Source organism: Halomonas sp. YLB-10 (assembly GCF_003856855.1).
Classification (GTDB): Bacteria; Pseudomonadota; Gammaproteobacteria; order Pseudomonadales; family Halomonadaceae; genus Halomonas; species Halomonas litopenaei.
Window position 1 is genome coordinate 224,040 of record NZ_RRCU01000005.1, and the last position, 23,704, is coordinate 247,743.

Sequence of the window (23,704 nt, forward strand, 5' to 3'; positions counted from 1 at the left end):
CTCGTCAGTGACAGGGCACGCCAGAAGCGACTCGTGATCTTGTTCATTGCAATATTTCCTCGAATAATGGCTAGCCGATGCTGCCTAGCGCCGGGAAGGTGCGCAATAACCAATAGGACAGCTCGGTCAGTTTGCCGGTGATCATCAAGATGCCCATCAGGATCATGATCAGCCCGGCCGCCAGATGCGTGACCCGGCCCCAGCGGCGCAGAAATTTCTGGTGTTGCAGGAAGCGATCGAGTGACACCGCCGTCAACAGAAAGGGCACCCCCAGGCCCAGCGAATAGATGCCGAGCAACGCCATTCCGCTCGGGGCATTGGCCGTCGAGGCGCTGACGGTCAGAATGGCGCCCAGGATCGGGCCGATACAGGGGGTCCAGCCGAACGCGAACGCCACACCCAGCAGATAAGCCGCACTGGGCCCCCCGCCCGCTTCCTTAAGCCTGCCGATAAATCGCCATTCTCGCTGTAACCAATGCAGCGGAATGAGCCCGGTCATGAAGGCACCGAACAGGATGACGATGATACCGCCGACCAGGTTGGCTTCCTGGCGGTAGACCAGCAGCAGGCGACCGATGGCCGTGGCACTGGCACCCAGCATCAGGAATACCGTGGAGAACCCGAGCACGAACCATATTGACTGGGTCAATACCCGGAGCCGCTCCCGCCGGTCCGCTTCCCGTATCTGCCCCAGCGAGCGCCCGGCCACGAAGGAGAGATAGCTAGGCACGAGCGGCAAGACACAGGGCGAAGCGAACGAGGTCAGGCCCGCCAGAAAGGCCGTGGCCAGGCCGATATTGGCAACTTCCCACATCCCCCCTTAATCCCGTGGCTAGGCTTGGAGCTTGGAGTCGGGGCGCTCGGATGGCACCTGGTGATCCGCTGCTTGGCGATTGGCAGATGCCGTCTCCGTGGTTACCGCGGTAGAGGCTTCCACGTTGGCTTGGACGTCAGGGGCTTCGCCCGGCTCGGTAGCCTTGCCTTTCTTGTCCTTGCATTTCAGCATACACATTGCTCCACACATAACGAGGCAAGGCAACAGGGTCACCAGGATAGGGGCGATGCCCAGCAGGACCAGTTGATCCCAGCCCATGGCAAGACCACCAGCCACCGCCACAGCGCCCAGCAGCATCCAGCGGCGTGGGCCTGTTACCAGGCCTTTCAGTCCGGCTTTCTCTTGGCCCTTTTGGGGCTTGTCGTCACAGCAACTCATGGCGCGTCCTCCTGGGTGGTTTCTATGGTTTCGGCAAGAAAGTCGATCATTTCAGGGGTATCCCACTCGGCCTCCCCGACCAGGCGTCCGATCTCCCTGCCCTGGCGGTCGAGCAGAAGCGTCGTGGGAATACCCACGGCACTGAGGTTCGCGCTGGCCATGCCGGTTGGATCGACGTAGGGAGCGAGATGCTCGATCCCCACCTCCTGATAGAATTCGTTGACGACCTCGATGCCTTTGCGATCGATCGAGAGTGCGACGACCTCGAAATCCGTACCACCCAATTCAGCCTGGAGGGCATCCAGGGTGGGCATTTCCTCGCGGCAAGGGCCACACCATGTCGCCCAGATGTTGAGCAGGATCAGCTTTCCTCCGAAAGTGGTCAGCGTCAGCGGGGTACCGTCGCCAGCCTCGAAGCTAATTTCCGACACCTCGCGTGGGCTTTCCCAGAGAAGAAACCCATTCGGCCCCACACGTTTGGGTGGTTCGGCGACGGCCAAAGAGGTGATCATTCCCCACAATGCCACCGCTACCCAACTGGTCCCGATCAGTTGTCTCATGACCAAGGCTCACCTTCAGTGGGTGGCGTAAACTTCAGGGGTATCGGTCGGCTGAAAGGCCAGGGTGTAAACCTCCAGTGGGCCCTGTTTCTCGCCCGACATCCCCGGTGAGCCAAGTGGCATTCCGGGTACGCTCAGGCCTTTGATGAAAGGTTTCTCTTCGAGTACCTGGGTGACGCTTTCCACGGGTACGTGGCCCTCGAAGACATAGTTGTCGATGAGCGTGGTATGGCAACCCTGCAGTTTCTCGGAAACATCGTGTTCGGCTTTCATCTTCGCGAGATCGTGAGTATCGATTGTCTCCACTTCGAACCCGTTTCGTTCGAGATACTTGGCATATTCGGCGCAACAGCCACAGTTGGGGTTCTTGTAGAGGGTTGCCGACGTCTCGGCTGCCAACCCTGTCAGGGGGAAGGTCAATAGAGAAGCGATGGTCAGCGCTTTCCAGTGTTTCATACGCTAAGGCTCCATAGAGTTCACGAGAACGTTCGGCAGCTAGGCCGGCTATACTCTCGCGGCATTAATCGAAGGTGTTGACGACAGTATGGCGAATGCGATCCCACACACCGGTGGATAATGTCTCTGGTCCTTCTGCCAACACCTTTACATAGTAAACTAGGTGCTCCGGATCGAATTTGAGCCCATGAAAGCGGGCCCGTATCCGTCCTGATTGGTCGATGACATGAGTCACAACGCCATGCGCCTGGACGCCCTCGGCCACATCGTCGAATTTCAGACCGTAGGCTTCCGCGACCTGGCGTGTGGTGTCGACAAACTCATTTTCGCTTCGATAAAGAAACCGCCAGTTGGCGGGGTCCAGATCGAAATTTTCACCGTAGGCCCGCATGTTGTTGTGCGTGCCGGCAAAGTCCTCGCTGTCGGTAGCGATGGTGATAAATTCAACATCATCTCGTAGGCCGGTATCGTTGACTCGCTCTTGCACCTCGGCAATCAGGTTCATATGCACCGGGCAGGCTTCTTGATAGCGCGAGTGGATGATATTGAGCACCACGACGCTTTGTTCCAAGTCGGAAGACGACACGCCATTGCTGTCTGTATTATTCAACGAAAATTCCGGCGATGGCTGGTCGATGAATTGGGCGTAACGTTCCCACTCTTGCAGCTCTTCCTCGGTATCTTCGAGGGAATGGGAAAAGACAGGAGAACTGGGCATCAATGCCAAGACGAGTAGTGGTGTATACAGCTCTTTTTCACGTACCGTCCTCCCTTCGCGTTACCCAGTTCTAACGAAGGCTGCTCCTATGCGGAGCAGCCCCGGCCAGTGCCACTTCAGGTGTTGCTGTCGGTTTCATGGCCTTGTTGCATATTTTCCATCATGGCATTGCAGTTTTTCATCATGGTATTCATTTCACGCATCATTCCCATCATGTCGTGCATGCTGCCCTCCTGCATCATGTCGCCCTCCATTGGCGTCTGCTGATTCTCTTCCTGCGCAAGAAGCGAGCCGGCTCCGAAGCTGCTGGCGACGATGATGGCGGCAGTCAAGATTGCTGTGTGACGTTTCCGCATGACACTTCTCCTCAATCTTTCTGGGAATCACCTTTCCACCAGCAAGGCTGATAGAAGGCCTGGCTTGGATTTCTACCTGGCAGCAGCGCTGCTTGCTGGAAAGATATCCTTAAAGCCAACTTCAAGGTCAAGACTTTATTTTTTGCGTTCCCGCTTTATGCAGCAGGCCACCAGTTGAACGCTACAGCCATACCTTGACCTTTGGGCGGCCTCACGGTTGTAGGCTGTCTGAAAACGGGCAGGTGAGGAAAAGACAATGCGAGTCACTGAACTGGCTCGGGCTGGTGGGGTCACTGCGGAAACGGTACGCCACTACACCCGTGAGGGGTTGTTACGACCGCAACGGGACTCGCGCAACGGCTATCAACTCTATGACGAGAAGGCACTGGGTCGCCTGCGTCTCATTAATTGCCTTCGCTCTTTGGGAGTCGGTCTCCCAGACATCAAGCAGATATTGACCTGGGCGGAGCACGACATGCCTCCGGTTAGCGATACGTACGCTCCCCTGGCTGAACAAGGGCGCTACATTCGCTCGCGGATCCATGAACTCCAGGCGATAGCGCGATGGTTGGAAAGCATCGACCATGATGATGGTTCCGAGGCCCCTAGCCTGAAGCAACTGATCGAATCGCTGGGATCGGCACAACCGGCTATCGTGACGGATGGCCCGTGCGGTTGCCATTAGTGATGCGACGGCGCCATGCTGGCCATATCGTCCATGCCGGTCATGGAGTGCAGATGCCAGAGTTGCCAGACGGCAAACGCGATGATCAGCAACGCCGCCAGCGTGCGGGTCGCTGGATGGCGAATCCATAGCGAGATGCGCCGGGCAGCCATACCGGTCGCCAGGACGACGGGGAGGGTGCCAAGCCCGAAGGCCCCCATCATCGCCGCGGCGCGTAGCGGCTCGGCTACGGCCAGACTCCAGGCCAGCATTGAATAGATCAGCCCGCAGGGCATCCAGCCCCAGATCGAGCCCAGCGCGAAGGCCTGGGGTACCTTCACGACGGGCATCAAGCCTCGACCTAGCGGTTCGATACGCCACCACAGGGAGCGACCCAGGGCTTCGATACGTAGCAACCCCTTCCACCAGTTGGCGATATACAGCGCCATCAGAATCAGCATGACCGCCGCCAGGATACGCAGCACCAGGGCGATGCCGTCCAGGGCATGATTGAGCACGGAGCCGAGTAGCGCCACCAGAGCGCCGGCGATCATGTAACTGCTGATGCGGCCCAGGTTGTAGCCGAGCAGCAGGCCGGCCAGGCGTCCCGGCTGCCGCATGCTGGAGGGCACGGCAAAGGTCAGGGCACTCATGATCCCGCCACACATGCCGATGCAGTGCGCCCCTCCGAGCAGGCCGAAGACGAAGGCCGCCGCCAGCGGCGGCAGGCTGAGGTCGGTGGGATCCAATCAAGGCGCTCCTTCTTCGCTATTCCCAGTATCACGAGGAGGAGAATCGAAGGCTGCCGGAGGGGGAACCGTACAGCGCGTCGAGCTCGACCAGCTCGGGCGGATAGCAGAGTCCCAGGTCGGAACACCCCTGAAAGGTCACCGTGATGGCCAGCGGCTCGGCAGCGGTGTCGCTCGCCTCGATGGGCGCACTGAATACCACCTGGTCATAGAACACCTCGATTTCCCCCAGAGACGCGTGCACCATGGGTTCGCCGGGGGGAATTGCCAGCTCACCGAAACTGACGCCCGGAGAGCGACTTTCCAGTGCAAACCGATGGCGGTGGAGGTAATAGTCCTCGGCAATGACGAAACCGACGTAGAGCCGCCTATCGTCTCGCCAGGCGCTGGCCCGGAAGGCTTCTTTAGTCGCCAGGAATTCCCGTTGAGCCGAGGTACCGAAGGGGGAGCTCTTGCCACTGCCCGCGGGAAACTCTCCACGGGCCGCTACCGGTGTGGCGACGAACAGCAGCACCAGCAGAAAGGTGAAGGCCGTGTTCATGAGGCCGTCGCCGTTTTCGCCCTATCCACTGGCTGACGCATTGACCAGACAACCAGAGCCAGCCCCGCGATGAGCATCGGCAGGGTCAACAGCTGCCCCATGGTCAGCCAGCCGAAGGCGACGAACCCTAGGTGAGGATCGGGCAGGCGCACGAACTCCACGGTGAAGCGGAAGGCGCCATACAGCACCAGGAACAGCCCGGAGATGAGGCCCCGCTGGCGCGGTCGGCGCGACAGCCACCATAGCACGGCAAACAGCACCACGCCTTCCAGGGCGAACTCATAAAGCGCTGAAGGGTGCCGCGGCTCCGGCCCCAGCCCCATCATGGGGGGGAAGACCATGGCCCAGGGAACGTCACTGATACGTCCCGGCAACTCGTGATTGATGAAGTTGCCGAGGCGCCCGGCGCCCAGGCCGATCGGCACCAGCGGGGCGATGAAATCGGTCAGCTGGAAAAAAGCCAGGCGATGCTTGCGGGCAAACAGCAGGGCGGCGATGAGCACACCGGCAAGGCCGCCATGGAAGCTCATGCCCCCGTCCCAGACCCTGAAGAGCCACAAGGGGTTGGCCAGCAACTGGTCGAGCCCATAGAACAGCGCATAGCCCAGGCGGCCACCCAAGATGATCCCCACGGCAGCGTAAAAAATCAGATCGCCGATATCATCGTGACTCAAACCCAGGCGATGGGCTCGACGACGCCCTAGCCACCAGGCGGCGGCCAGCCCGACCACATACATCAGGCCATACCAGTGAATCTGCACGGGACCAAGGGAAATGGCCACGGGATCAATCTGCGGATACTGCAGCATGAGTCTTCCTTATGTTTTGGCAGACAATGGATGTTGCCGGATTAGGTTGCGATAGGTCTGCATTACTCGACGACGCGGCCGATGGTGACTTCGACCGGGGAGTCCGGCTCGCCGAGTGTCACCGGTCCCGCCTCGCCGATCAGGTCGCCTGGCTGCGGGGTGACTTCGCCCGATGCGGAGACGCGCACCGTCAGGCGCACCTCATTGACTTGGGAGAGTCGCGCTCGGGGTGTCATGGCATCGTTGTCGCCCAAGGTCACTTTGAGTGGCAGGTCGCTAACCGTGACCCGCTCCACCGCCAGTGGCGGCAATTCACCAGCCACGTCGCGGGCGATGACGAACACCGTGTCGCCCGGCGCGGCCCGCTCGCGGAGCGATTCGGCGAGGCCGACCCTGACCGCGAGCGACGCGCCATCCTGCGCGGCCTGATGAGCATCGACCTGGTCGGACGAGGCGTCCAGGCGCTGTTGTGCCACGGCAATGCCCTCCCGCAGCGCCTCCGCCGAGCCGGGGTCGTCGAAACCGGCGATCGCGCGCCGCCAGTAATCGATGGCCTCTTCATAGCGGGCGCGATCGAAGGCATGGATGCCCAGCATGCCGAGCACGGTGGGCTGGCGTGGATCCTGACCGAGGATCTCGTCGACCAGTGCCTGGACCTCGTCGGTCAGCGAGCGGTTGGCGACGAAGAATTGGATCTGTGCCAACTGCGCCAGCAGGGAAGGCTGTCGACCCTCCAGTTCGATCAGGCGCTCGATCGCGGCGATGGCATCACGTCCCCGATTGCCGTCCCGGTACAGCGGAAACAGCGACATCCACACCTTGGGATTGTCCGGCTGTCGCTTGGCCTGCTCCTCGAGCCGCTCGATCAGCATCGTCAGCGAGCCGTCAGGCGAGTTGCGCACCTCCTGATGCACGGCATACAGTGCCAGATCGCCCTCCGCGCCTTCCCGCTGATACCAGAGCAGACTGGCCACCACCAACGCCACCATCACCAGCGGTACCAATAGTCGGCCGGCCTGGGGCGACTCAAGCGGTGTGCGGCGGCGTACCTGGGTATCCTCGAGCAGGCTGCGTTCGAGCTCCAGCCGACCCTCCTCGACTCGCGCGGTGTCGAGCTCGCCGCGTGCATGGGCCGTTTCCAGCGAGGCCAGGCGCTGACGATAGACCGCCACGTTCTGTGCATCGGTGCGCTGCTTGGCTTCGAAGGCCTGCTGAGCATCGTGCAGCGGGCGGGTCCGTCTCAGCGGCAGGATCACGAGCCACAGGGCAGGCAACAGTACCAGGGCGATGCCCAACCAGAGCAGATTCATTTGCTCCCCTCGCGGTTAATCAGGGCGTTGAGGCGCTCGCGCTCCTCGGCGCTGAGCGCTCGAACCCGGACATGCTTTCGTTTGCGGACGAAGACCGCCACGATCAGCCCGCCGATTAATACCAGCGCGGCCGGCAGTCCCCACAGCAGCCAGGTACGCTCGTCGAGTCGCGGGTTATAGAGCACGAACTCACCGAAGCGCGCGACCATGTAATCGAGGATCTCTTTATCGGATCGCCCGTCGCGTAACAAATCTGCGACGCGTTCGCGCATGTCGGCAGCCACCGGAGAGTTGGAGCTGTCGATGGCCTGGGCATCGCATTTGGGACAGCGCAATGAGGCAGTAAGATCACGATAGCGTTCGGCCATTACTGGCCTCTCGAAGTCACGCACCTCGATAGCCGAATCCGCCAGCACAGGGACCGACGTTATCAACAAGAGCAACAGCAGGCCGGCCCGGGTCATCAACGCCATCTGCCCACCTCCTGCACGACACGTTCGACATCCTCGGGAGTGATATAGCCCGTGTGCTTATAGCGAATGATGCCCTCGGCATCGACGAGGAAGGTCTCCGGCACACCGTAGACGCCGAGCTCGAACCCCAGGTCGCCATCCGGATCGAAGATATTGACTTCGAAGGGGTCGCCGAACTCGTCGAGAAACTCCCGCCCCTTGACGCGGGTGTCCTTGTAGTTGATGCCGACCAAGCGCACGCCGCGCTCAGCGAGTGTCAGCAGCTGGGGCATTTCCTCCTTGCAGGTCGGGCACCACTCGGCCCAGACATTGACCAGCGTGACCTGCCCGTGCAACAGCGACTCATCGACCCGGGCACCGGGATCCTTCAGTGTCGAGAGGGAAAAGGCAGGAAACTGCTGGGCTAGCAGTGCCGAATTGCGGGTACTGGGATCCATGGCCAAGCCTCGGTAGAGAAAGAAACCCAGTCCCAGGAAAACCAGCAAGGGGAAAAGCAGTAACAGTCGCCGTTTCATGTATGGACCTCACGGAGGAGAGTGGAGTCAGCTGCCACTGAGCGCTGACGCCGATAGCGACGGTCCGCCACCGCCAGCAGACCGCCAGTGGCCATCAACAACGCCCCCAGCCAGAGCCAGCGTACGAACGGCTTGATCTGGATTCGCATGGCCCAGGCACCGTCACCCAAGTCTTCGCCCAGCGCCACGTAAATGTCCTGCAGCAGCCCAGGGCGCAGGGCGACGTCGGTCATGGGCTGACCGCGGGCAATATACAATCGCTTCTCGGGCCGTAGGGTGGTGACATGCTGGCCATCACGTGCCACCTCAAGGGTTGCCGTATCGGCCAGGAAATTGGGACCGCGGCGCTCGCTCAGGTCGGTCATGGTGAAGCTGTAGCCGCCTATCTCGACACGCTCCCCCACGGCAAGACGTACGTTACGCTCGATGGCATAGTTCGACACCATGGCCACGCCCACGATGGTGATGGCCATGCCCAGATGGCCGACTACCATGCCCCAATGCGCCAGCGACAGCTTGCGCAAGCCGGCCAGGGGTGAGGAGGCATGGCGGGTCTTGTCGAACAGGTCACGGATCAACGCCAGCACGACCCACAGGGCCATGACCAGCCCCAGCGCCACGGAGGCGTTCCATTCTCCGCCGTAGATGAACGGAACCGCCGCCGCCATGATCAGCGCGGCGATGCCGGACCAAAGTAGTCGGCGCATCAACTCGCGCCCCGCCATCTGCTTCCAGCGCGCCACGGGGCCTAGCCCCATGAAGGCGCACAGCAGCACGGTCAGCGGCACGAATAGCGTATTGAAGTACGGTGGGCCGACGCTGATCTTGCCCAGCCCCAGGGCATCGAGGATCAACGGATAGACCGTGCCCAGCAGCACGGTGACGGTCATGACGACCAAGAGGATGTTATTGATCAGCAACAGCGCATCACGAGACAACCAGCCGAAGCCCACATTGCCGCTCATTCGTGGTGCCCGCAGGGCAAAGATCAGCAAGGAAGCGCCCACCGTGAATCCCAGCAGTGCCAGAATGAAGATGCCCCGTGACGGGTCATTGGCGAAGGCATGCACCGACGTCAGCACCCCGGAGCGCACCAGGAAGGTGCCCAGCAGCGACAGCGAGAAGGTGAAGATCGCCAGCAGGGCGGTCCAGCTCTTGAAGGTGCCACGCTTTTCCGTGACCGCCAGCGAGTGGATGAGCGCCGTCCCGGTCAGCCAGGGCAGGAACGAGGCGTTCTCCACCGGATCCCAGAACCACCAGCCGCCCCACCCCAGCTCGTAATAGGCCCACCAACTACCCAGCGCGATGCCTACGGTCAGGAAGGCCCAGGCAATATTGGTCCAGGGCCGCACCCAGCGTGTCCAGGCGGCATCGAGCCGTCCTCCCAGCAAGGCAGCGATGGCAAAGGCGAAAGCCACCGAGAAGCCCACATAGCCCATATAGAGCATGGGAGGATGGAGGATCAGCCCGACGTCCTGTAGCAGCGGGTTGAGATCGGCGCCGTCCTGAGGCACTCCCGGCAGCAGACGTTCGAAAGGGCTCGAGGTGATCAGGATGAACAGCAAGAATCCGGTGCTGACCATGCCCATGACCCCCAGGACACGGGCCAGCATGTCACGCGGCAGGTTGCGCGAGAACAGGCTGACGGCGAAGCCCCAGCCGCTGAGGATCAGGCTCCATAGCAGCACCGAGCCTTCGTGCCCCCCCCACACCGCCGTGAGCTTGTAATACCACGGCAGCATCGAGTTGGAGTTGTTGGCCACATAGGACACGCTGAAATCGTCGAGCAGGAAGCTCGCGGTCAGGCTGGCATAGGCCACCAGCAAGAAGGCGAACTGCCCCCATGCCATGGGCTCGGCGAAGGCCATCCAGAGTGGGCGGCGGAGCGTGACGCCCGCTAACGGAGCCAGCGCCTGTATAAACGCCAGGCCCAGCGCCATGATCAGCGCGAAGAGACCGAGTTCAGGAATGATTTTGACGAGCATAGGGATTCCATCTTGAGTCGCGTGATTTCTTGGGGCGAGGCGATCGGCCTCGGCAGCCCATCAATTCGAGCTAGTCCGTCGCTTTCGATGCCGAGTCCAAACGAGTTTCGCCAGGAGCGGCAGGAGCGTGACCCCACTGGCCAGGATCAGCGCGACCGTGAGGCCGCGGGAGTCGGCGGTAATCAGGACTTCGCCGAACATGACGATCAGGTACGCCGTCGGAAGTACGCCGGCCAGCGTGGCAATCAAGAAACGCCAGAAGGCCAGCGGTGTCAGGCCCGCCGCATAGCTGACGGCATCGAATGAAATAAATGGCACCAAACGCGAGGCGAAAACGAAAAGCATCAACCCTGTCTGAGAGCGCTCCTTTCCCAGCCAATCCAACATAGGACGTATGCGCGACCAGCGATGGATCACCTCGTAGCCAAGCAGGCGGGCAATGCCGAAGGCGAGCAACGCGCCGGCCTCGGCACCGATGACCACATACGCCGTCCCCCATAGAGGGCCGTAGATCGCACCGGCCACCATGGCGATCGGCCCACTGGGTATCGGGCTCATGACAATGGCCGCTATCATCATGGCGATAATGGTCAATGGCCCCCAGCCCCCCAACTGGCCAACCCACTCACGCAGAGCCTGCTTATTGGTGAGCGTCGATAAGGCACCGGTCTCCATCAGGATCCAATAGAGGGTCACCAAGCCAATCAGCACAGAAGCTCCCAATATGAGCCTGTGCTTTACACCGAGCGTGCTTGCCATACTCATCTCAGTTGTGTGAGATGACATCTCATGTCACCCCTGTGCCGTTATGGCGTGTCATTCGACACCCAATATGTCGCGAAGCCGGTCGGTCGACACCGCACCATTGATGCGCTGCACATTACCTTCTTCATCGCGGTAATAGCTGGTCGGCGTTCCCGTGGCGCCGGCCTCGCGCATGAGCTGGGCATGCCGCCTAAGAAGCGCTCGACTCTCCTCCGACGGCACCACCGGACTGATGCCGCCATTGCGGAAGTTCAATTCATGGGTTTCGAGGGCTTTGGTTGGGTCATTCGACTCAAGGATCGCGGCCGCCTTGCGGAGACTGTCCTCTGACAGAACGCCGACCAGCACATGACGAAGCTGAAGCTCACCTTGATCGATTAGAGACCGTGAGCTCTTCCACAGCGCATTGCAGTAGGGACAATTGGGGTCGGTCAGCGTATACACGATATGTGACGCACTATCAGGTCCTTCCGGAATAAAGCGAGTGTCCTCGAACGCGCTCCAGGTAGCTTCCAGCATCGGTTCCAGCACCAGAGCTTGAAGTTGGTTTTCCATTACAGCGTTGCCCTGAGGATCAATTAAGGTACCGATGATGGCGTGGTCGGAAGTGGAGGGAATATAAGCCGCCACGGGCTCATTATCATAGGACAAGGCATAACCTTGTATATCTCCCGGGGCATTAAAGGTTCCGTGGAATTTGAGTCCTTGATCCAATAATGCCGTAATCGATGCGGGTAGGGGGGCTCCCGTATCGGCTGTACTAATGGCCTGGTGGCCGTCAAGAGAATCGCCCCCCGTTTCCTCCGCCAGAGCGGGGAGCGTAATGAGACCGAACAGCCCTACAACAGCAAGGCAATAAGTGGAGTAGATGATTTTCTTCATGAACGGCCTCTTCATCGCTCTCTGATCAACCCGGGGAATCGAACCTGTCGTAGCGATTGGTTGTCAGCTATCACGCTTCTTTCCGAAGAACAGATACTTGGCGAGCGCGGCGACGCCAAGCACCAACGCAATAATCAGCAGGATGGAAATGAGCCCCATCCCCGCCATCCCCCACGTGCATGCTTCGCTTCCCATCATCTTGGTCTCCTATTAAATTTTGCTACTCAGACTTGGTGGGCCCGAACCGCCTGGGGTTCACCGCTCGTCACCGGCGAAGCGTCATCGATATCCGGCGTGAAGCGGCGTAGCCGCAACGAGTTGGTCAACACGAAGACGCTGGAGACGCTCATGGCGGCTGCCGCCAGCATGGGGCTGAGCAATACGCCGATGAACGGATAGAGCACGCCCGCCGCCACGGGGATCAGCGCCACGTTGTAGCCATAGGCCCAGACGAAATTCCCGATGATGGTCCGGTGGGTACGCTTGGAGAGCGCCACGGCATTGACGATTCCCCTCAGGTCGCCACGCATCAGCACTACGTCGCCGGCCTCGATGGCGATATCCGTCCCGGTACCGATGGCGATGCCCACGTCGGCCTGCGCCAACGCCGGGGCATCGTTGATGCCGTCGCCCACGAAGGCGACCTTGCCGCCCTCGGCCTGTAGTCGCTTGATCTCGTCCGCCTTCTGGTCAGGCAACACCTCGGCGAGTACGCGCTGAATGCCAACTTGACGAGCGATGGCGTTAGCAGTGGCACGGTTGTCGCCGGTGAGCATGGCCACTTCCAGCCCCAGCGCCTTGAGTGCTGAAATGGCTTCGACCGAGCCCTCCTTGAGCGGGTCGGCCACTGCGATGACCGCCGCAAGCCGACCGTCCACCGCGGCATAGAGGGGGCTCTTGGCATCCTCGGCAAGCGCCTTGGCGCGCTCTTCCGCCTTGCCGAGCCCAATCCCGAGCCGGTTCATGTAGCGATCGGCCCCTACGTGAAGCCGGTGACCGGCGACGTCGGCTTCGATGCCGTAGCCCGGCTCGGCGCTGAAATGGCTGACGGCCGGCAGCTCGAGTCCACGTGCTCGGGCACCACGCACGATGGCCTCGGCGATGGGGTGTTCGCTCTGCGCTTCCACCGCCGCGACAAGGCGAAGCACCTCGTTCTCGTGCCCCTCGATCACTTCGAAGTCGGTCAGCTCGGGGCGCCCCTGAGTCAGGGTGCCGGTCTTGTCCAGCACGACGGTATCCATCTTGGCCAGCGTCTCGAGCGCCGCGCCCTTGCGAAACAGCACCCCCATCTCGGCCCCCTTGCCGCTACTGACCATGATCGCAGTCGGGGTGGCCAGGCCCATCGCGCAGGGGCAGGCGATCAGCAGCACACTCACCGTGGTGACGAAGGCGAAGGACAGCGCCGGGGCCGGCCCGACGGCGAACCACACCCCGAAGGTGATCAGGGCGATGGCGATGACCACGGGCACGAAGACACCGGCGATCTTGTCGGCCAACTGCTGGATCGGGGGTTTCTCGGCCTGTGCCGCTTCCACCATCTTGACGATCTGTGACAGCACGGTGTCGGCACCGACCCGAGTGGCGCGGAAGGTAAGCGCGCCGTTCTTGTTGATGGTGCCGCCGACGACTTCGGCATCCTGCTGCTTGGCAACCGGTACCGGTTCGCCACTGATCATCGACTCGTCGACGAAGGAATGGCCTTCTTCAACGATGCCATCCACCGGGATACGCTCGCCCGGGCGGGCCAGGATGCGATCGCCGGGCACGACGGCCTCGATCGGCACCTCGACCGCTTCGCCATCGCGGATGACGCGGGCGGTTTTCGCCTGCAACTGCAGGAGCTTCTTGATCGCCTCGGAGGTACGGCCTTTGGCGATGTGCTCGAAGTAGCGTCCCAACAGGATCAGCGTCACGATCACCGCCGCCGCCTCGAAGTAGCTCACGGCGGTATCAGCCGGGAAAAAGCCGGGTACCAGCAGAGCGGCGACCGAATAGAAGTAGGCGGCGCTCGAGCCGATCATGACCAGACTGTTCATGCCCGGGTTGAGATGTCGAAGTTCGGCATAACCACCGCGATAGAAGCGCGCCCCGGCATAGAACTGCACGGGCGTGGTCAGCAGCCACTCGACGCCCATCCAGCCGCGATGCGGCATCAGACTCGCCAAGAGCGCATCAAAGTCGGGAATCACTTTTCCCATGGCGATGATGACCACCGGGATGGTGAGCACTGCCGCGAGAATGACCCGGTGGAGAAGCTGTCGTCCCTCGCGATCCTCGTCGTCCGCCTGCTGCTGCGACTCGGTTTCCTGCGGTTCATAGCCCGCCTCGCGGATGGCATGCTGAATGCGTGCCAGCGATACGGTCCCCGGCAGGAAACGGACGAAGGCCTTCTGGGTGGCGAGATTGACACTCACCTCCACCATGCCGGGCAGCTTGCCGAGCGCTCGTTCTATCCGCGAGACGCAGGATCCGCAGCTCATGCCGGCGACGGGAATCTCGAGGCTCTCCACCACCGGCTGATAGCCCGCCGTTACGATAGCGTCGAGCAGGCTGGCCGTCGTGGAGCCTCCCTCTATCTGGATCGCCGCCTTCTGTGTGGCCAGGTTCACCTGAGCGTTAATCACGCCCGGCTGCTGGCCGAGGGCCCGCTCAACCCGTCCGACGCAGGACGCACAGGACATGCCCCGAATCTCGATATCGACGTTTTCCGCCATTGCGGTCTCCCCCAACTTGGTTCTTCATCAGCCCAGCGTGCGCGCTTCGGGACTCCTGCGTTACACTGCCAGAAGCGACGAGGCCGCTCATTCGTCCCTATCGGCGATGGCGTCGACGATGGGGCAGCCTTCCTGCATCGGTCCTTCGCCTGTACATTCTTCAAGCGTTTTGGACAGCACAGCCTCGATTTGCGAGAGATGCTTGATCTGCTCGCGAATCTTGTGCAGCTTCTCGCCGGCGATGCGCTTGGCCTGTGCCCGGTCGCCGTTGGCATCCTGGAGGATCAACAGCTCACGGATCTCGTCGAGCGTAAAGCCCCACTGCTTGGCATGGACGATGAATTGCAACCGGGCCACGGCATCCAGGGGATAACGCCGATAGTTGGCTTCCGTCCGTGGGGGGGCGGGCATGAGCTTCTCTTTCTCGTAATATCGGATCGCCTGACTGGCGATCCCACTACGTTCGGCAAGCTCACCGATACTGAGGGTTTGCATGGCTTCACCTCTCGCACTGTGAATCGGAGCTTCTAGCCGCCCGACTGGGCCGGGCAGCCTGAGTCACGAGTCGTGACTTCGACTAGTCCGGTTGGCGCACGACCCGCAGATAGGGTGTCTTGGCATCCCAGCCGTCGGGGAAGTGTTGTCTGGCGTCGTCATCCGTGAGCGATGGCAAGATGATGACATCGTCACCGGTTTGCCAGTCGACGGGCGTTGCAACCTTGTGCTTGTCGGTTAGCTGAAGCGAGTCGATGACCCGCAGGATTTCGTCGACGTTGCGCCCGGTGCTGGGCGGATAGGTCAAGGTCAGGCGAATTTTCTTGTCGGAATCGATAATGAAGACGGTACGCACCGTCACCTTGGGGTCGGCTTTCGGGTGGATCATTCCATACAGCGTCGCCACCACCTGGTCTTCGTCCGCCAGTAGGGGATAGTTCAGGGCCGCGCCCTGGGTCTGCTCGATATCCTTCGCCCAGTCGTGGTGAGAAGCGAGGGGGTCGACCGATACCCCCACCAGCTTGACGCCACGCGCGGCGAACTCGTCCTTTCGCCTGGCAAACGCGCCAAGTTCCGTGGTACAGACTGGCGTATAATCGGCGGGGTGCGAGAACAGTACGGCCCAGTCCTTGCCCAGCCACTGATGAAAGCCAAGCGTGCCTTCGGTGGATTCGATCGTGAAATCGGGAGCTATCTCCCCTAGCTGTAGGGTCATCTCACTATCCTTATCTATGGTAAGTGTCGGATGATGCACTACGCACGATAACCTTTAAGTCAACTTTAAGGTCAAGGGCTTTCGAGGAAAGGAGTCTATTCTTTTACGTTATATCAAAAGGCATTAACTCATGGATGACTTTGAGGTAGGCGCAACCCTTAGAATTCTCTGCCTAACCATGTCCGAAGTAGGCGGCCGGCCCCAGGCTGCTTCGCGCCCAGCACCTTGCCCCCCCCCCAGGAAGCGTAACGCCTTGGAATCTCTCTCTTCTATCGGTCTGATTGGCGCCTTCGCCGGCGGGTTGGTTTCCTTCTTCTCGCCCTGCACCTTGCCGCTGTTGCCGGCCTACCTGTCGGTGGTCACGGGCGGGAGTGCCGGCAAGGCCGATAGACGCCTGGAGGCATTGATCCTCAGTGCCTTCTTCGTCTTCGGCTTCAGCATCGTGTTCATCCTGTTGGGACTCGGCGCCAGTGGTATCGGCCAGCTGATGCGGGGGTATCGCCAGGAATTCAACTGGGTCGCCGGCTCGGCGGTGATCGTGCTGGGCCTGTTCATGACCGGTGTGTTCCGGTTGCCGCTGTTCCAGCGCACCCTTCAGTTCACACCGAACGTCCAGGGTGGCTCCCCGCTGTCGGCGACGGTGTTCGGGATCTCCTTCGCCATCGGCTGGACGCCCTGTATCGGCCCCATCCTGGGCGCCATCCTGATGGCCACCTCCAGCGCCGCCAGTGCCCAGGCCGGCATGCTCTATCTCAGCGCCTACTCGGCGGGCCTGGCGCTGCCTTTTCTCGCCAGCACCCTGCTGATCAATCGATTCGCCCTGCATCGGCAAAGTCTGGGTAGGTGGAGCGCCTATGCTCGCCCAGTCGCCGGCACGATCGTTATCCTGATGGGCATCGCCATCGTCTCGGGCACCATGACGCGGCTTTCCAGCATCATGGTCGACTGGTTTCCCTCGCTGGCGACACTGGGATAGTCGGGTCGGCGGCGGTGGCAAGGTGTAACCTGTTCATATCAGCGAGGAGAAACGCCACCGACCACGCAACAGAAACCTTTTGTACAATGGAGGGTTCTTCATGGAAAAAGACCCCGTTTGTGGCATGAGCGTCGATCCCGCCTCGACGGAGAGCGTCGAGCATCGCGGTGAGCGTTACTATTTCTGTAGCAAGCAGTGCGCCGAGCACTTTCGCGAGGATCCAGGCGCCGTGCTTGCCGCCACCTCGGCGGCTGCGTCGAAGCCCAGTGGCAAGGCCAATTATTTCTGCCCCATGTGTTCTGGCGTAGAGAGCGAGGAGCCGGGGGAGTGTCCCAAGTGCGGCATGGCGCTGGAACCCGTCAAGCCGCAACCGTCGTCGAGGGTCCAGTATACCTGCCCCATGCATCCGGAGGTGCGGCAGGATGAGCCCGGCGACTGCCCCAAGTGTGGCATGGCACTCGAGCTCACCCGCGTTTCCGGAGAGGAACGCAGCTTCGAGTTTCTCGAGATGTTCCGACGCTTCTGGGTGGGCGGCCTGCTGACGCTGCCGGTGTTGTTCGTCGCCATGGGCAGCGTGCTGCCCGGTATCGGCCCTTGGGTGGATGAGGTGCTGCCCGCCGGCAGTGGTCACTGGATCGAACTGATCTTTGCCACGCCCGTGGTGCTATGGGCCGGATGGCCATTCTTCCTGCGTGGCTGGAAGTCCCTCGTCACACGCAACCTCAGCATGTTCACGCTGATCGCCCTCGGTGTGGGGGCGGCCTATGGCTACAGTGTCGTCGCCACGCTCGCCCCTGGGATATTCCCGGCCACTTTCCGTGACGCCGATGGCTCGGTCGGCGTGTATTTCGAGGCGGCGGCGGTGATCGTCGTGCTGATCCTGCTCGGTCAAGTGATCGAGGCCCGCGCCCGCGAGAAGACCGGCAGTGCGCTGCGCGCGATCCTCGATCTCGCGCCGCCGACCGCACGACGCATCGATGCCGAGGGCAATGACGAGGAGGTCTCGCTCGACGAGCTGTGTACCGGTGACCGTCTACGGGTACGCCCCGGTGACAAGGTGCCGGTCGATGGCGAGGTGCTCGAAGGCCACAGCACGCTGGACGAGTCGATGGTGACCGGGGAGTCCCTTCCCGTCGAGAAGCGCGAGGGCGACACGGTCATCGGCGGCACCGTGAGTGGTCAGGGCAGCTTCGTCATGCGCGCCGACAAGGTCGGCGAGGACACGGTGCTTTCGCAGATCGCGGAAATGGTGGCCGAAGCGCAGCGTTCGCAGCCGCCCGTTCAGCGGCTTGCCGATGTGGTCGCCGGCTATTTCGTCCCCGCGGTGGTTATCGTGGCGATCCTGGCATTTATTGCCTGAGGGATCTGGGGGCCACCGCCGGCGATGGCCTACGCGGTGATCGCCGCGGTATCGGTGCTGATCATCGCGTGTCCCTGTGCGCTCGGCTTGGCGACGCCGATGTCGATCCAGGTTGGGGTCGGTCGCGGGGCCCGGGCGGGCGTGTTGATCAAGAATGCCGAGGCACTGGAACGTTTCGAGAAAGTCGACACCCTGGTCGTCGACAAGACCGGCACCCTCACAGAGGGTAAACCCCGGGTCGTATCCCTCAAGCCCGTTTCCGGCAGTGATGAAGCGCAGTTGCTGCAACTTGCCGGCAGCCTCGAGCGAGGCAGCGAACATCCGTTGGCCGAGGCCATTGTCAGTGCTGCGCAAGAGCATCATGTCGAGCTGAGCGATGCCAGGGATTTCGAGGCGGTGACCGGCATGGGGGTCACCGGTCGGGTCGAAGGACGCGAGCTTGCGCTTGGCAATGCCCGGCTGCTCGAAACACGTGGTGTGGAGGCGCGGGAATGGACGCAGCGTGCCGAGACGCTGCAAGCCGAAGGGCAAACCGTGATGTTCCTGGTGGCCGATGATCAGGTCATGGGACTCATCGGTGTCGCGGACCCGATCAAGGAAACCACCGCACAGGCGATCCGGACGCTCAAAGAGGATGGCCTGCGCCTGGTTATGCTCACCGGCGACAACCGTACCACCGCCGAAGCCGTGGCGCGCCAACTTGGTATCGACTAAATTGAAGCGGACGTACTGCCGGAAGATAAAGGGCGTATCGTGCGCGAGCATCGCGAGGCCGGGCGCGTGGTCGCCATGGCCGGCGACGGCGTCAATGACGCCCCCGCCCTGGCCGAGGCTGACCTCGGTATCGCCATGGGCACGGGGACCGATGTCGCCATCCAGAGCGCGGGGGTGACTCTGGTGAGAGGGGATCTCTCCGGCATTGTTCGCTCCCGGCATCTCAGTCGCCGGGTGATGCGCAATATCCGCCAGAACCTGTTTTTCGCCTTCGTCTACAACAGCCTGGGGGTGCCTCTGGCCGCCGGGGCGCTGTTTCCGTTCACCGGCTGGCTGCTCAGTCCCATCTACGCCGCCGCCGCGATGAGCCTGAGCTCGGTCTCGGTCTCGGTCATCGCCAACGCACTGCGGCTACGCGCCGCCAAGCTATGAGCCGGGGCCGCCGACAACCATAGAGGAGGGGGAGCATCATGGCTTATGTCGACCTGCAGCGACGTAGCGTATTGCGCCGCATCGGCGGTGTGGCGGCGTTGTCGACCCTGGTGGGGGCCGGGGTATGGACCGGGAGATATCGCCCCGCTCTGCGGGCGGCGTCCGCGTCAACGGCCATGGAGGGGCCCTTCGACGTCGACCTGCGTGTGCGAGCCCGTCCCGACAAGGTGGCTATCCTGCCCGGTGCGCCGAGCGACGTCTGGCGCTACACGGCCGAGCGAATCGTCGGGCCTGAAGATACCCTGACGCCCGTGGGTGAGAGTTATACGGGGCCATTGATTCGCCTGCGTCGTGGTCAGCGCTTGCGGGTACGCATCGACAACGATCTCCCCGAAGACACCACCGTGCATTGGCATGGTCTGCACGTACCACCGGACGTGGATGGTCAACCGCGCCTGCCGATCGCGCCAGCGACGAGCATGGCGGTCGCCTTCGATGTCGTGGATCGTGCCGGTCTGTACTGGTACCACCCCCATCCTCACGGCCCCGATGGTGGCCGGGTTGGCTTTCAGAGTTACGCCGGCCTTGCCGGTCCACTGATCATCAACGACGACGCCGAGCGTGCCTTGGAGCTCCCCGACGGAGAGCGGGAACTGGTCCTCATCCTGCAGGATCGCACCTTTAGCAATGGCAATGAGCTTCAGTACATCGACGATGGTGGCATGGGGGCGATGATGACCCGCATGCAGGGCTTTCGCGGGGAGCGGGTACTGGTGAACGGCCACCCGGACGCGCGACGCGAGGTGTCCACGCAGCCATATCGATTGCGCCTGCTCAACGGCTCCAACTCGCGCATCTACAAGCTGGCCTGGAGCGATGGCCGGGCGGTGACCGTCATCGGCACCGACGGTGGCCTGCTCGCCAAGCCCGAGCGGCGCCGCTCGGTCACACTGGCGCCGGCCCAACGGATCGATCTGTGGGTCGATTTTGGCGACACCGAGCCGGGAGAGTCCGTACAGCTGGTGAGCGAGGAGTACCAACTCGGCATGATGGGCGAGCGAATGGGCGACATGATGGACCGGGGCATGATGGGCGATCGAATGGGCGGCATGATGGATCGAGGGATGATGGGTGATCGAATGGGCGAGATGATGGATCGAGGCATGATGCGCGACATGATGGGAAGCGAGCGGCTCTCGCTAGTTACCTTCGCCGTCGTCGCACGGGCGAACGATGCGGAAACCCTGCCGGAACGCTTGGCTCAAGACCTGCCGGCCTCCCCGGTTCAGGCCGATACGCCAGTACGCCGCTTCGAGCTGGGCATGCGCATGATGCAGGGGTTCACGATCAACGGCCGGCAGATGGAGGGCGCGACGGTGGCAGATGACGAGATCGTCCGGCTGGCGCAGACGGAGATCTGGGAGTTCGTCAACAACACCATGATGCCGCACCCCATGCACGTTCATGGACTGCAATTCCTGGTTCAGGAGCGGATATCGGCGGGCGGCAAGACGGACCTGCACGATGGGATCATCGACGCGGGATTGCATGACACGGTGCTGGTGTTCCCGGAGGAACGGGTGCGCATCGCTCTGACCTTCAAGGACTTCGAGGGGTTCTACATGTACCACTGCCACACCATGGAGCATGAGGATGCCGGTATGATGCGCTACTTCAAGGTGGTGGCATAACGAACCGGTCTGGTTTCGATCACACCGTATTTCGATCACCTGGCAACCACACGGGATGACGATACAGATGTCCTTCTACGAGAATCGTGTTCTGCCGCATTTCCTCCACCTGGCGTGTGGCAACACGGTGGTCGATCGTCAGCGGGCGGCCGTGGTGCCGCAAGCCCGGGGCCGTGTTCTGGAGGTGGGTATGGGGTCCGGGCTCAATATTCCCCACTACGATCCGGACCGGGTCGAGCTGGTCTGGGGGCTCGAGCCTTCCGAAGGCATGCGACGCAAGGCCCGCCACAACGTCGCCAGCGCACAGTTCGAGGTGCGCTGGCTGGACCTGCCGGGCGAGGAGGTCCCTCTCGACGACAACAGTGTCGATACCGTAGTGCTCACCTACACCCTGTGCACGATTCCGGACTGGCACCGGGCGTTGGAGCAGATGCGTCGCGTGCTCAAGCCGGGTGGCCAACTGCTGTTCTGCGAACACGGCACGGCGCCCGACGAAGCCGTACGCCAGTGGCAGCGCCGTATCAATCCCCTGTGGCGCAGAGTGGCGGGGGGCTGCCATCTCAACCGCGACATACCCGAGCTTATCGGGCACGCAGGCTTCGGTATCCAGCGGATGGAGACGGGCTATCTTTCGAAGGTCCCGAGGTTCGCTGGCTTCAATTTCTGGGGGGCTGCTGTTCCCCGCTGATCAAGCTCGCGTGTAATGAGGCGATTCCCCGAACAACTGGCCATCCACTTCGATGGCGGTGCCATCCACGAACACTGGCACATAGCTCAGGGTCTTGACCTGATAGTCCAGGATCGGCGGCGCCAAGTGCCTTGCCCAGTAGCGAGCGATGCTCTGGAGTGCGTCGAGGTGGACCGTCCCCATGCGTACCAGGTATTTGCCGAGGCGGCCTCTCGCCGGCACGGTCTCGATGCCCAGCAGCTTCGCCGTGACCGGATCCTGACGAAAGGCGTCCAGATCGGACGCGCGCCATTGCCCGTGGCGAGGGAGGCCACCAGGCTCCAGAGTGTCTTCGCAACACTGGCGTCGTGCTTGAGGTGACTTTGCTAGGTGAACTGGCTCAGCAGGCCACTGAATAGCTATTAATAGACATTATTTAACCCTTGAGCGCCAGAATGCGCCTGGCACCGTTGAGCACAATGACCCCCGCGATGGTGCCGATAATCAGATCCGGATAATTGGTTCCGGTCCACGCGACCAAGGCGCCGGCGGTGATGACCCCCAGGTTGATCACCACGTCATTGGCCGAGAATATCCAGCTTGCCTTCATGTGCGCCCCGCCCTCTCGATGTTTGGATATCAGCAGCAGACAACTGGTATTGGCAATCAATGCGACGAATGCGATAGCCATCATCATCAGCGATTCAGGCTCGCTACCGAATACAAAGCGCCTGACCACCTCTGCGAGTACGCCAACCGCCAGAATCAGTTGGAGCACACCTGCAAGATGCGCGGCACGCACCTGCATTTTTACGCTATGCCCAACCGCATACAGGGCGAGCCCGTACACGGCCGCATCGGCAAAATTGTCTAGGGATTCTCCAATCAGGCCGGTGGAGTGCGCGATCAGGCCGGCCGTCATTTCCACCACGAACAGGACCGCATTGATACCGAGCAACCAACGCAGGGTGCCGGACTCCTGCGCGGCAGAGGCCGACGTGTCACCGACCGCCTTGATCGACTCAGGATCGGCAGCGGCCGTTTCCTGAAGCGAGGCTCCTAGCCCCAAGGTTGTCAGTTTTGCGGTGATGGGCTCGACCTCGCCGTCATGCACGACCTCTAATCGGCGGTTCGACAAGTCGAAGGACAGCACCCGAATCTCCTCAAAGCCGTTCAGGGCCAGGCGAATCATTCGCTCTTCGGATGGACAGTCCATCTTCGGCACGGCATAAACGCTGACCCATTTCCCCGATGCTTCGGAGGAGCGACGCATATCGGTATCCGCTATGGGCGTCGCATCGCCGCCACAGGGGGCTCCACAGGTTTTGCTCATGATACGACTCCACTTGAATATTATCGGGCTATCATTTAAAACCATATAGTCACTATAAGGTCAACAGAGCGGAGAGAATCCGTTGAGGAGGAGCTTGGTGCGTATTGGTCAGTTGGCAGAGTTGGTAGGGGTCGATACACAGACGATCCGCTTCTATGAACGACAGGGCCTGTTACCGTCGCCTGAACGGCAGGAGAACGGTTACCGTGTCTATACCGAGGAACATGGTGAGCGGCTGGCTTTCATTTGTCGCTGCAGAATCCTGGACCTGTCGCTAGCAGAGATTCACGAGCTACAGAGGTATCAGGACGACCCTCACCAACCTTGTGCCGCCGTGAACGCTTTGCTCGATGATCACATCTCTCACGTGCGCTCGCAGATAACCGCTCTACAGGCGCTTGAGAAACAACTCGTTTCACTGAGAGCGAGTTGCAACGATGGCCGGGAAGTTGAGGCGTGTGGGGTTCTTGCTGGAATTAGCGAGGGAAGCATGCACCAACAGTAGGTTGACGCATCAACCATTAAATCCGGATACCCCCCCCAGCCGTGCATTAGGGCTTGTCTGAAAAGTGCCTACGCTCGGTAATACGGCGTTAAAAATCGGATCAACA

At 61.5% G+C, this 23,704-nt stretch carries 26 protein-coding genes and 1 pseudogene; 6 read left to right on the plus strand and 21 right to left on the minus strand.

Annotated elements, in window-relative coordinates; genetic code table 11:
- Positions 1-70 precede the first annotated feature (70 nt).
- From EBB56_RS13075 to EBB56_RS13100, 6 genes are all read right to left on the minus strand, one after another.
- Positions 71-814: a cytochrome c biogenesis CcdA family protein gene (locus EBB56_RS13075; protein ID WP_045991676.1), complete on the minus strand. Its 744-nt coding sequence runs from the start codon at positions 812-814 to the stop codon at positions 71-73.
- A gap of 18 nt (positions 815-832) precedes the next feature.
- Positions 833-1,213, minus strand: coding sequence for a hypothetical protein (locus EBB56_RS13080; RefSeq protein ID WP_185696437.1), 381 nt, complete (start codon positions 1,211-1,213; stop codon positions 833-835).
- Positions 1,210-1,773 (minus strand): TlpA disulfide reductase family protein, encoded by a 564-nt coding sequence (locus tag EBB56_RS13085; RefSeq protein ID WP_071211088.1) that lies wholly within the window; start codon positions 1,771-1,773, stop codon positions 1,210-1,212. The genes EBB56_RS13080 and EBB56_RS13085 overlap by 4 nt, the downstream gene beginning before the upstream one ends.
- Before the next feature lie 15 nt (positions 1,774-1,788).
- The gene (locus EBB56_RS13090) at positions 1,789-2,229 is read right to left on the minus strand and encodes a DUF411 domain-containing protein (protein ID WP_035414165.1); all 441 of its coding nucleotides are present in this window, start codon (positions 2,227-2,229) and stop codon (positions 1,789-1,791) included.
- 64 nt (positions 2,230-2,293) lie between these two features.
- The gene (locus EBB56_RS13095) at positions 2,294-2,947 is read right to left on the minus strand and encodes a redoxin domain-containing protein (RefSeq protein WP_124804653.1); all 654 of its coding nucleotides are present in this window, start codon (positions 2,945-2,947) and stop codon (positions 2,294-2,296) included.
- A gap of 116 nt (positions 2,948-3,063) precedes the next feature.
- Positions 3,064-3,303 carry a hypothetical protein gene (locus tag EBB56_RS13100; protein WP_045991679.1) on the minus strand — a complete coding sequence of 80 codons (240 nt, stop codon included), beginning with the start codon at positions 3,301-3,303 and terminating at the stop codon, positions 3,064-3,066.
- A 256-nt stretch (positions 3,304-3,559) separates the two neighbouring features.
- Here EBB56_RS13100 and EBB56_RS13105 point away from each other — a divergent pair, with 256 nt between their 5' ends.
- A complete protein-coding gene (locus tag EBB56_RS13105) occupies positions 3,560-3,988 on the plus strand; it encodes a MerR family transcriptional regulator (protein ID WP_083970235.1) in 429 nt (142 codons plus the stop codon).
- Here EBB56_RS13105 and EBB56_RS13110 read toward each other — a convergent pair.
- The 13 genes from EBB56_RS13110 to EBB56_RS13165 form a co-directional block, all read right to left on the minus strand.
- The gene (locus EBB56_RS13110; protein WP_108450074.1) at positions 3,985-4,716 is read right to left on the minus strand and encodes a sulfite exporter TauE/SafE family protein; all 732 of its coding nucleotides are present in this window, start codon (positions 4,714-4,716) and stop codon (positions 3,985-3,987) included. The two genes, EBB56_RS13105 and EBB56_RS13110, sit on opposite strands and share 4 nt — an antisense overlap.
- 31 nt (positions 4,717-4,747) lie before the next feature.
- Positions 4,748-5,257, minus strand: coding sequence for a protein-disulfide reductase DsbD N-terminal domain-containing protein (locus tag EBB56_RS13115; RefSeq protein WP_240184315.1), 510 nt, complete (start codon positions 5,255-5,257; stop codon positions 4,748-4,750).
- Positions 5,254-6,066, minus strand: a complete 813-nt coding sequence (gene lgt / locus EBB56_RS13120; protein ID WP_124804555.1) for a prolipoprotein diacylglyceryl transferase — start codon at positions 6,064-6,066, stop codon at positions 5,254-5,256. Before lgt ends, EBB56_RS13115 begins: the two co-directional genes overlap by 4 nt.
- Before the next feature lie 62 nt (positions 6,067-6,128).
- A complete protein-coding gene (gene ccmI, locus EBB56_RS13125; RefSeq protein ID WP_124804556.1) occupies positions 6,129-7,376 on the minus strand; it encodes a c-type cytochrome biogenesis protein CcmI in 1,248 nt (415 codons plus the stop codon).
- On the minus strand, positions 7,373-7,849 hold the full coding sequence (locus tag EBB56_RS13130; protein ID WP_045991684.1) for a cytochrome c-type biogenesis protein: 477 nt from the start codon (positions 7,847-7,849) through the stop codon (positions 7,373-7,375). The genes ccmI and EBB56_RS13130 overlap by 4 nt, the downstream gene beginning before the upstream one ends.
- Positions 7,840-8,364 carry a DsbE family thiol:disulfide interchange protein gene (locus EBB56_RS13135; RefSeq protein ID WP_045991685.1) on the minus strand — a complete coding sequence of 175 codons (525 nt, stop codon included), beginning with the start codon at positions 8,362-8,364 and terminating at the stop codon, positions 7,840-7,842. The genes EBB56_RS13130 and EBB56_RS13135 overlap by 10 nt, the downstream gene beginning before the upstream one ends.
- The gene (locus EBB56_RS13140) at positions 8,361-10,349 is read right to left on the minus strand and encodes a heme lyase CcmF/NrfE family subunit (RefSeq protein ID WP_124804557.1); all 1,989 of its coding nucleotides are present in this window, start codon (positions 10,347-10,349) and stop codon (positions 8,361-8,363) included. The genes EBB56_RS13135 and EBB56_RS13140 overlap by 4 nt, the downstream gene beginning before the upstream one ends.
- A gap of 60 nt (positions 10,350-10,409) precedes the next feature.
- The gene (locus tag EBB56_RS13145) at positions 10,410-11,108 is read right to left on the minus strand and encodes a TVP38/TMEM64 family protein (protein WP_124804558.1); all 699 of its coding nucleotides are present in this window, start codon (positions 11,106-11,108) and stop codon (positions 10,410-10,412) included.
- 57 nt (positions 11,109-11,165) lie between these two features.
- Positions 11,166-11,996, minus strand: a complete 831-nt coding sequence (gene dsbG / locus EBB56_RS13150) for a thiol:disulfide interchange protein DsbG (protein WP_052704265.1) — start codon at positions 11,994-11,996, stop codon at positions 11,166-11,168.
- A gap of 63 nt (positions 11,997-12,059) precedes the next feature.
- The gene (locus tag EBB56_RS22190) at positions 12,060-12,194 is read right to left on the minus strand and encodes a hypothetical protein (RefSeq protein WP_023005305.1); all 135 of its coding nucleotides are present in this window, start codon (positions 12,192-12,194) and stop codon (positions 12,060-12,062) included.
- A gap of 26 nt (positions 12,195-12,220) precedes the next feature.
- Positions 12,221-14,710 (minus strand): heavy metal translocating P-type ATPase, encoded by a 2,490-nt coding sequence (locus tag EBB56_RS13155; RefSeq protein ID WP_124804559.1) that lies wholly within the window; start codon positions 14,708-14,710, stop codon positions 12,221-12,223.
- An 87-nt stretch (positions 14,711-14,797) separates the two neighbouring features.
- The gene (locus tag EBB56_RS13160) at positions 14,798-15,205 is read right to left on the minus strand and encodes a heavy metal-responsive transcriptional regulator (RefSeq protein WP_045991689.1); all 408 of its coding nucleotides are present in this window, start codon (positions 15,203-15,205) and stop codon (positions 14,798-14,800) included.
- A gap of 82 nt (positions 15,206-15,287) precedes the next feature.
- A complete protein-coding gene (locus tag EBB56_RS13165) occupies positions 15,288-15,920 on the minus strand; it encodes a peroxiredoxin (protein WP_045991690.1) in 633 nt (210 codons plus the stop codon).
- Positions 15,921-16,173: 253 nt separating this feature from the next.
- On the opposite strand from EBB56_RS13165, the gene EBB56_RS13170 reads away from it, so the two are divergent.
- The 4 genes and pseudogenes from EBB56_RS13170 (at position 16,174) to EBB56_RS13190 (ending at position 21,781) form a co-directional block, all read left to right on the plus strand.
- The gene (locus EBB56_RS13170) at positions 16,174-16,896 is read left to right on the plus strand and encodes a cytochrome c biogenesis CcdA family protein (RefSeq protein ID WP_124804560.1); all 723 of its coding nucleotides are present in this window, start codon (positions 16,174-16,176) and stop codon (positions 16,894-16,896) included.
- Positions 16,897-16,996: 100 nt separating this feature from the next.
- A pseudogene (locus EBB56_RS13180) lies at positions 16,997-19,402 on the plus strand (heavy metal translocating P-type ATPase).
- A 38-nt stretch (positions 19,403-19,440) separates the two neighbouring features.
- Positions 19,441-21,093, plus strand: a complete 1,653-nt coding sequence (locus EBB56_RS13185) for a multicopper oxidase family protein (RefSeq protein WP_035470148.1) — start codon at positions 19,441-19,443, stop codon at positions 21,091-21,093.
- 67 nt (positions 21,094-21,160) lie between these two features.
- Entirely contained in the window at positions 21,161-21,781 is a 621-nt protein-coding gene (locus tag EBB56_RS13190) for a class I SAM-dependent methyltransferase (RefSeq protein WP_045991692.1), read from the plus strand.
- On the opposite strand, the gene EBB56_RS13195 is transcribed toward EBB56_RS13190, so the two are convergent.
- Both EBB56_RS13195 and EBB56_RS13200 read right to left on the minus strand, forming a co-directional pair.
- Complete coding sequence (locus EBB56_RS13195) at positions 21,782-22,003, minus strand: hypothetical protein (RefSeq protein WP_108131996.1); 222 nt, start codon at positions 22,001-22,003, stop codon at positions 21,782-21,784.
- Between the two features lie 193 nt (positions 22,004-22,196).
- On the minus strand, positions 22,197-23,093 hold the full coding sequence (locus EBB56_RS13200; protein ID WP_035414185.1) for a cation transporter: 897 nt from the start codon (positions 23,091-23,093) through the stop codon (positions 22,197-22,199).
- A gap of 97 nt (positions 23,094-23,190) precedes the next feature.
- Between EBB56_RS13200 and cadR the strand changes: the two genes are divergently transcribed.
- Positions 23,191-23,598, plus strand: coding sequence for a Cd(II)/Pb(II)-responsive transcriptional regulator (gene cadR / locus EBB56_RS13205; RefSeq protein ID WP_045991695.1), 408 nt, complete (start codon positions 23,191-23,193; stop codon positions 23,596-23,598).
- The last annotated feature ends 106 nt before the right edge of the window (positions 23,599-23,704 follow it).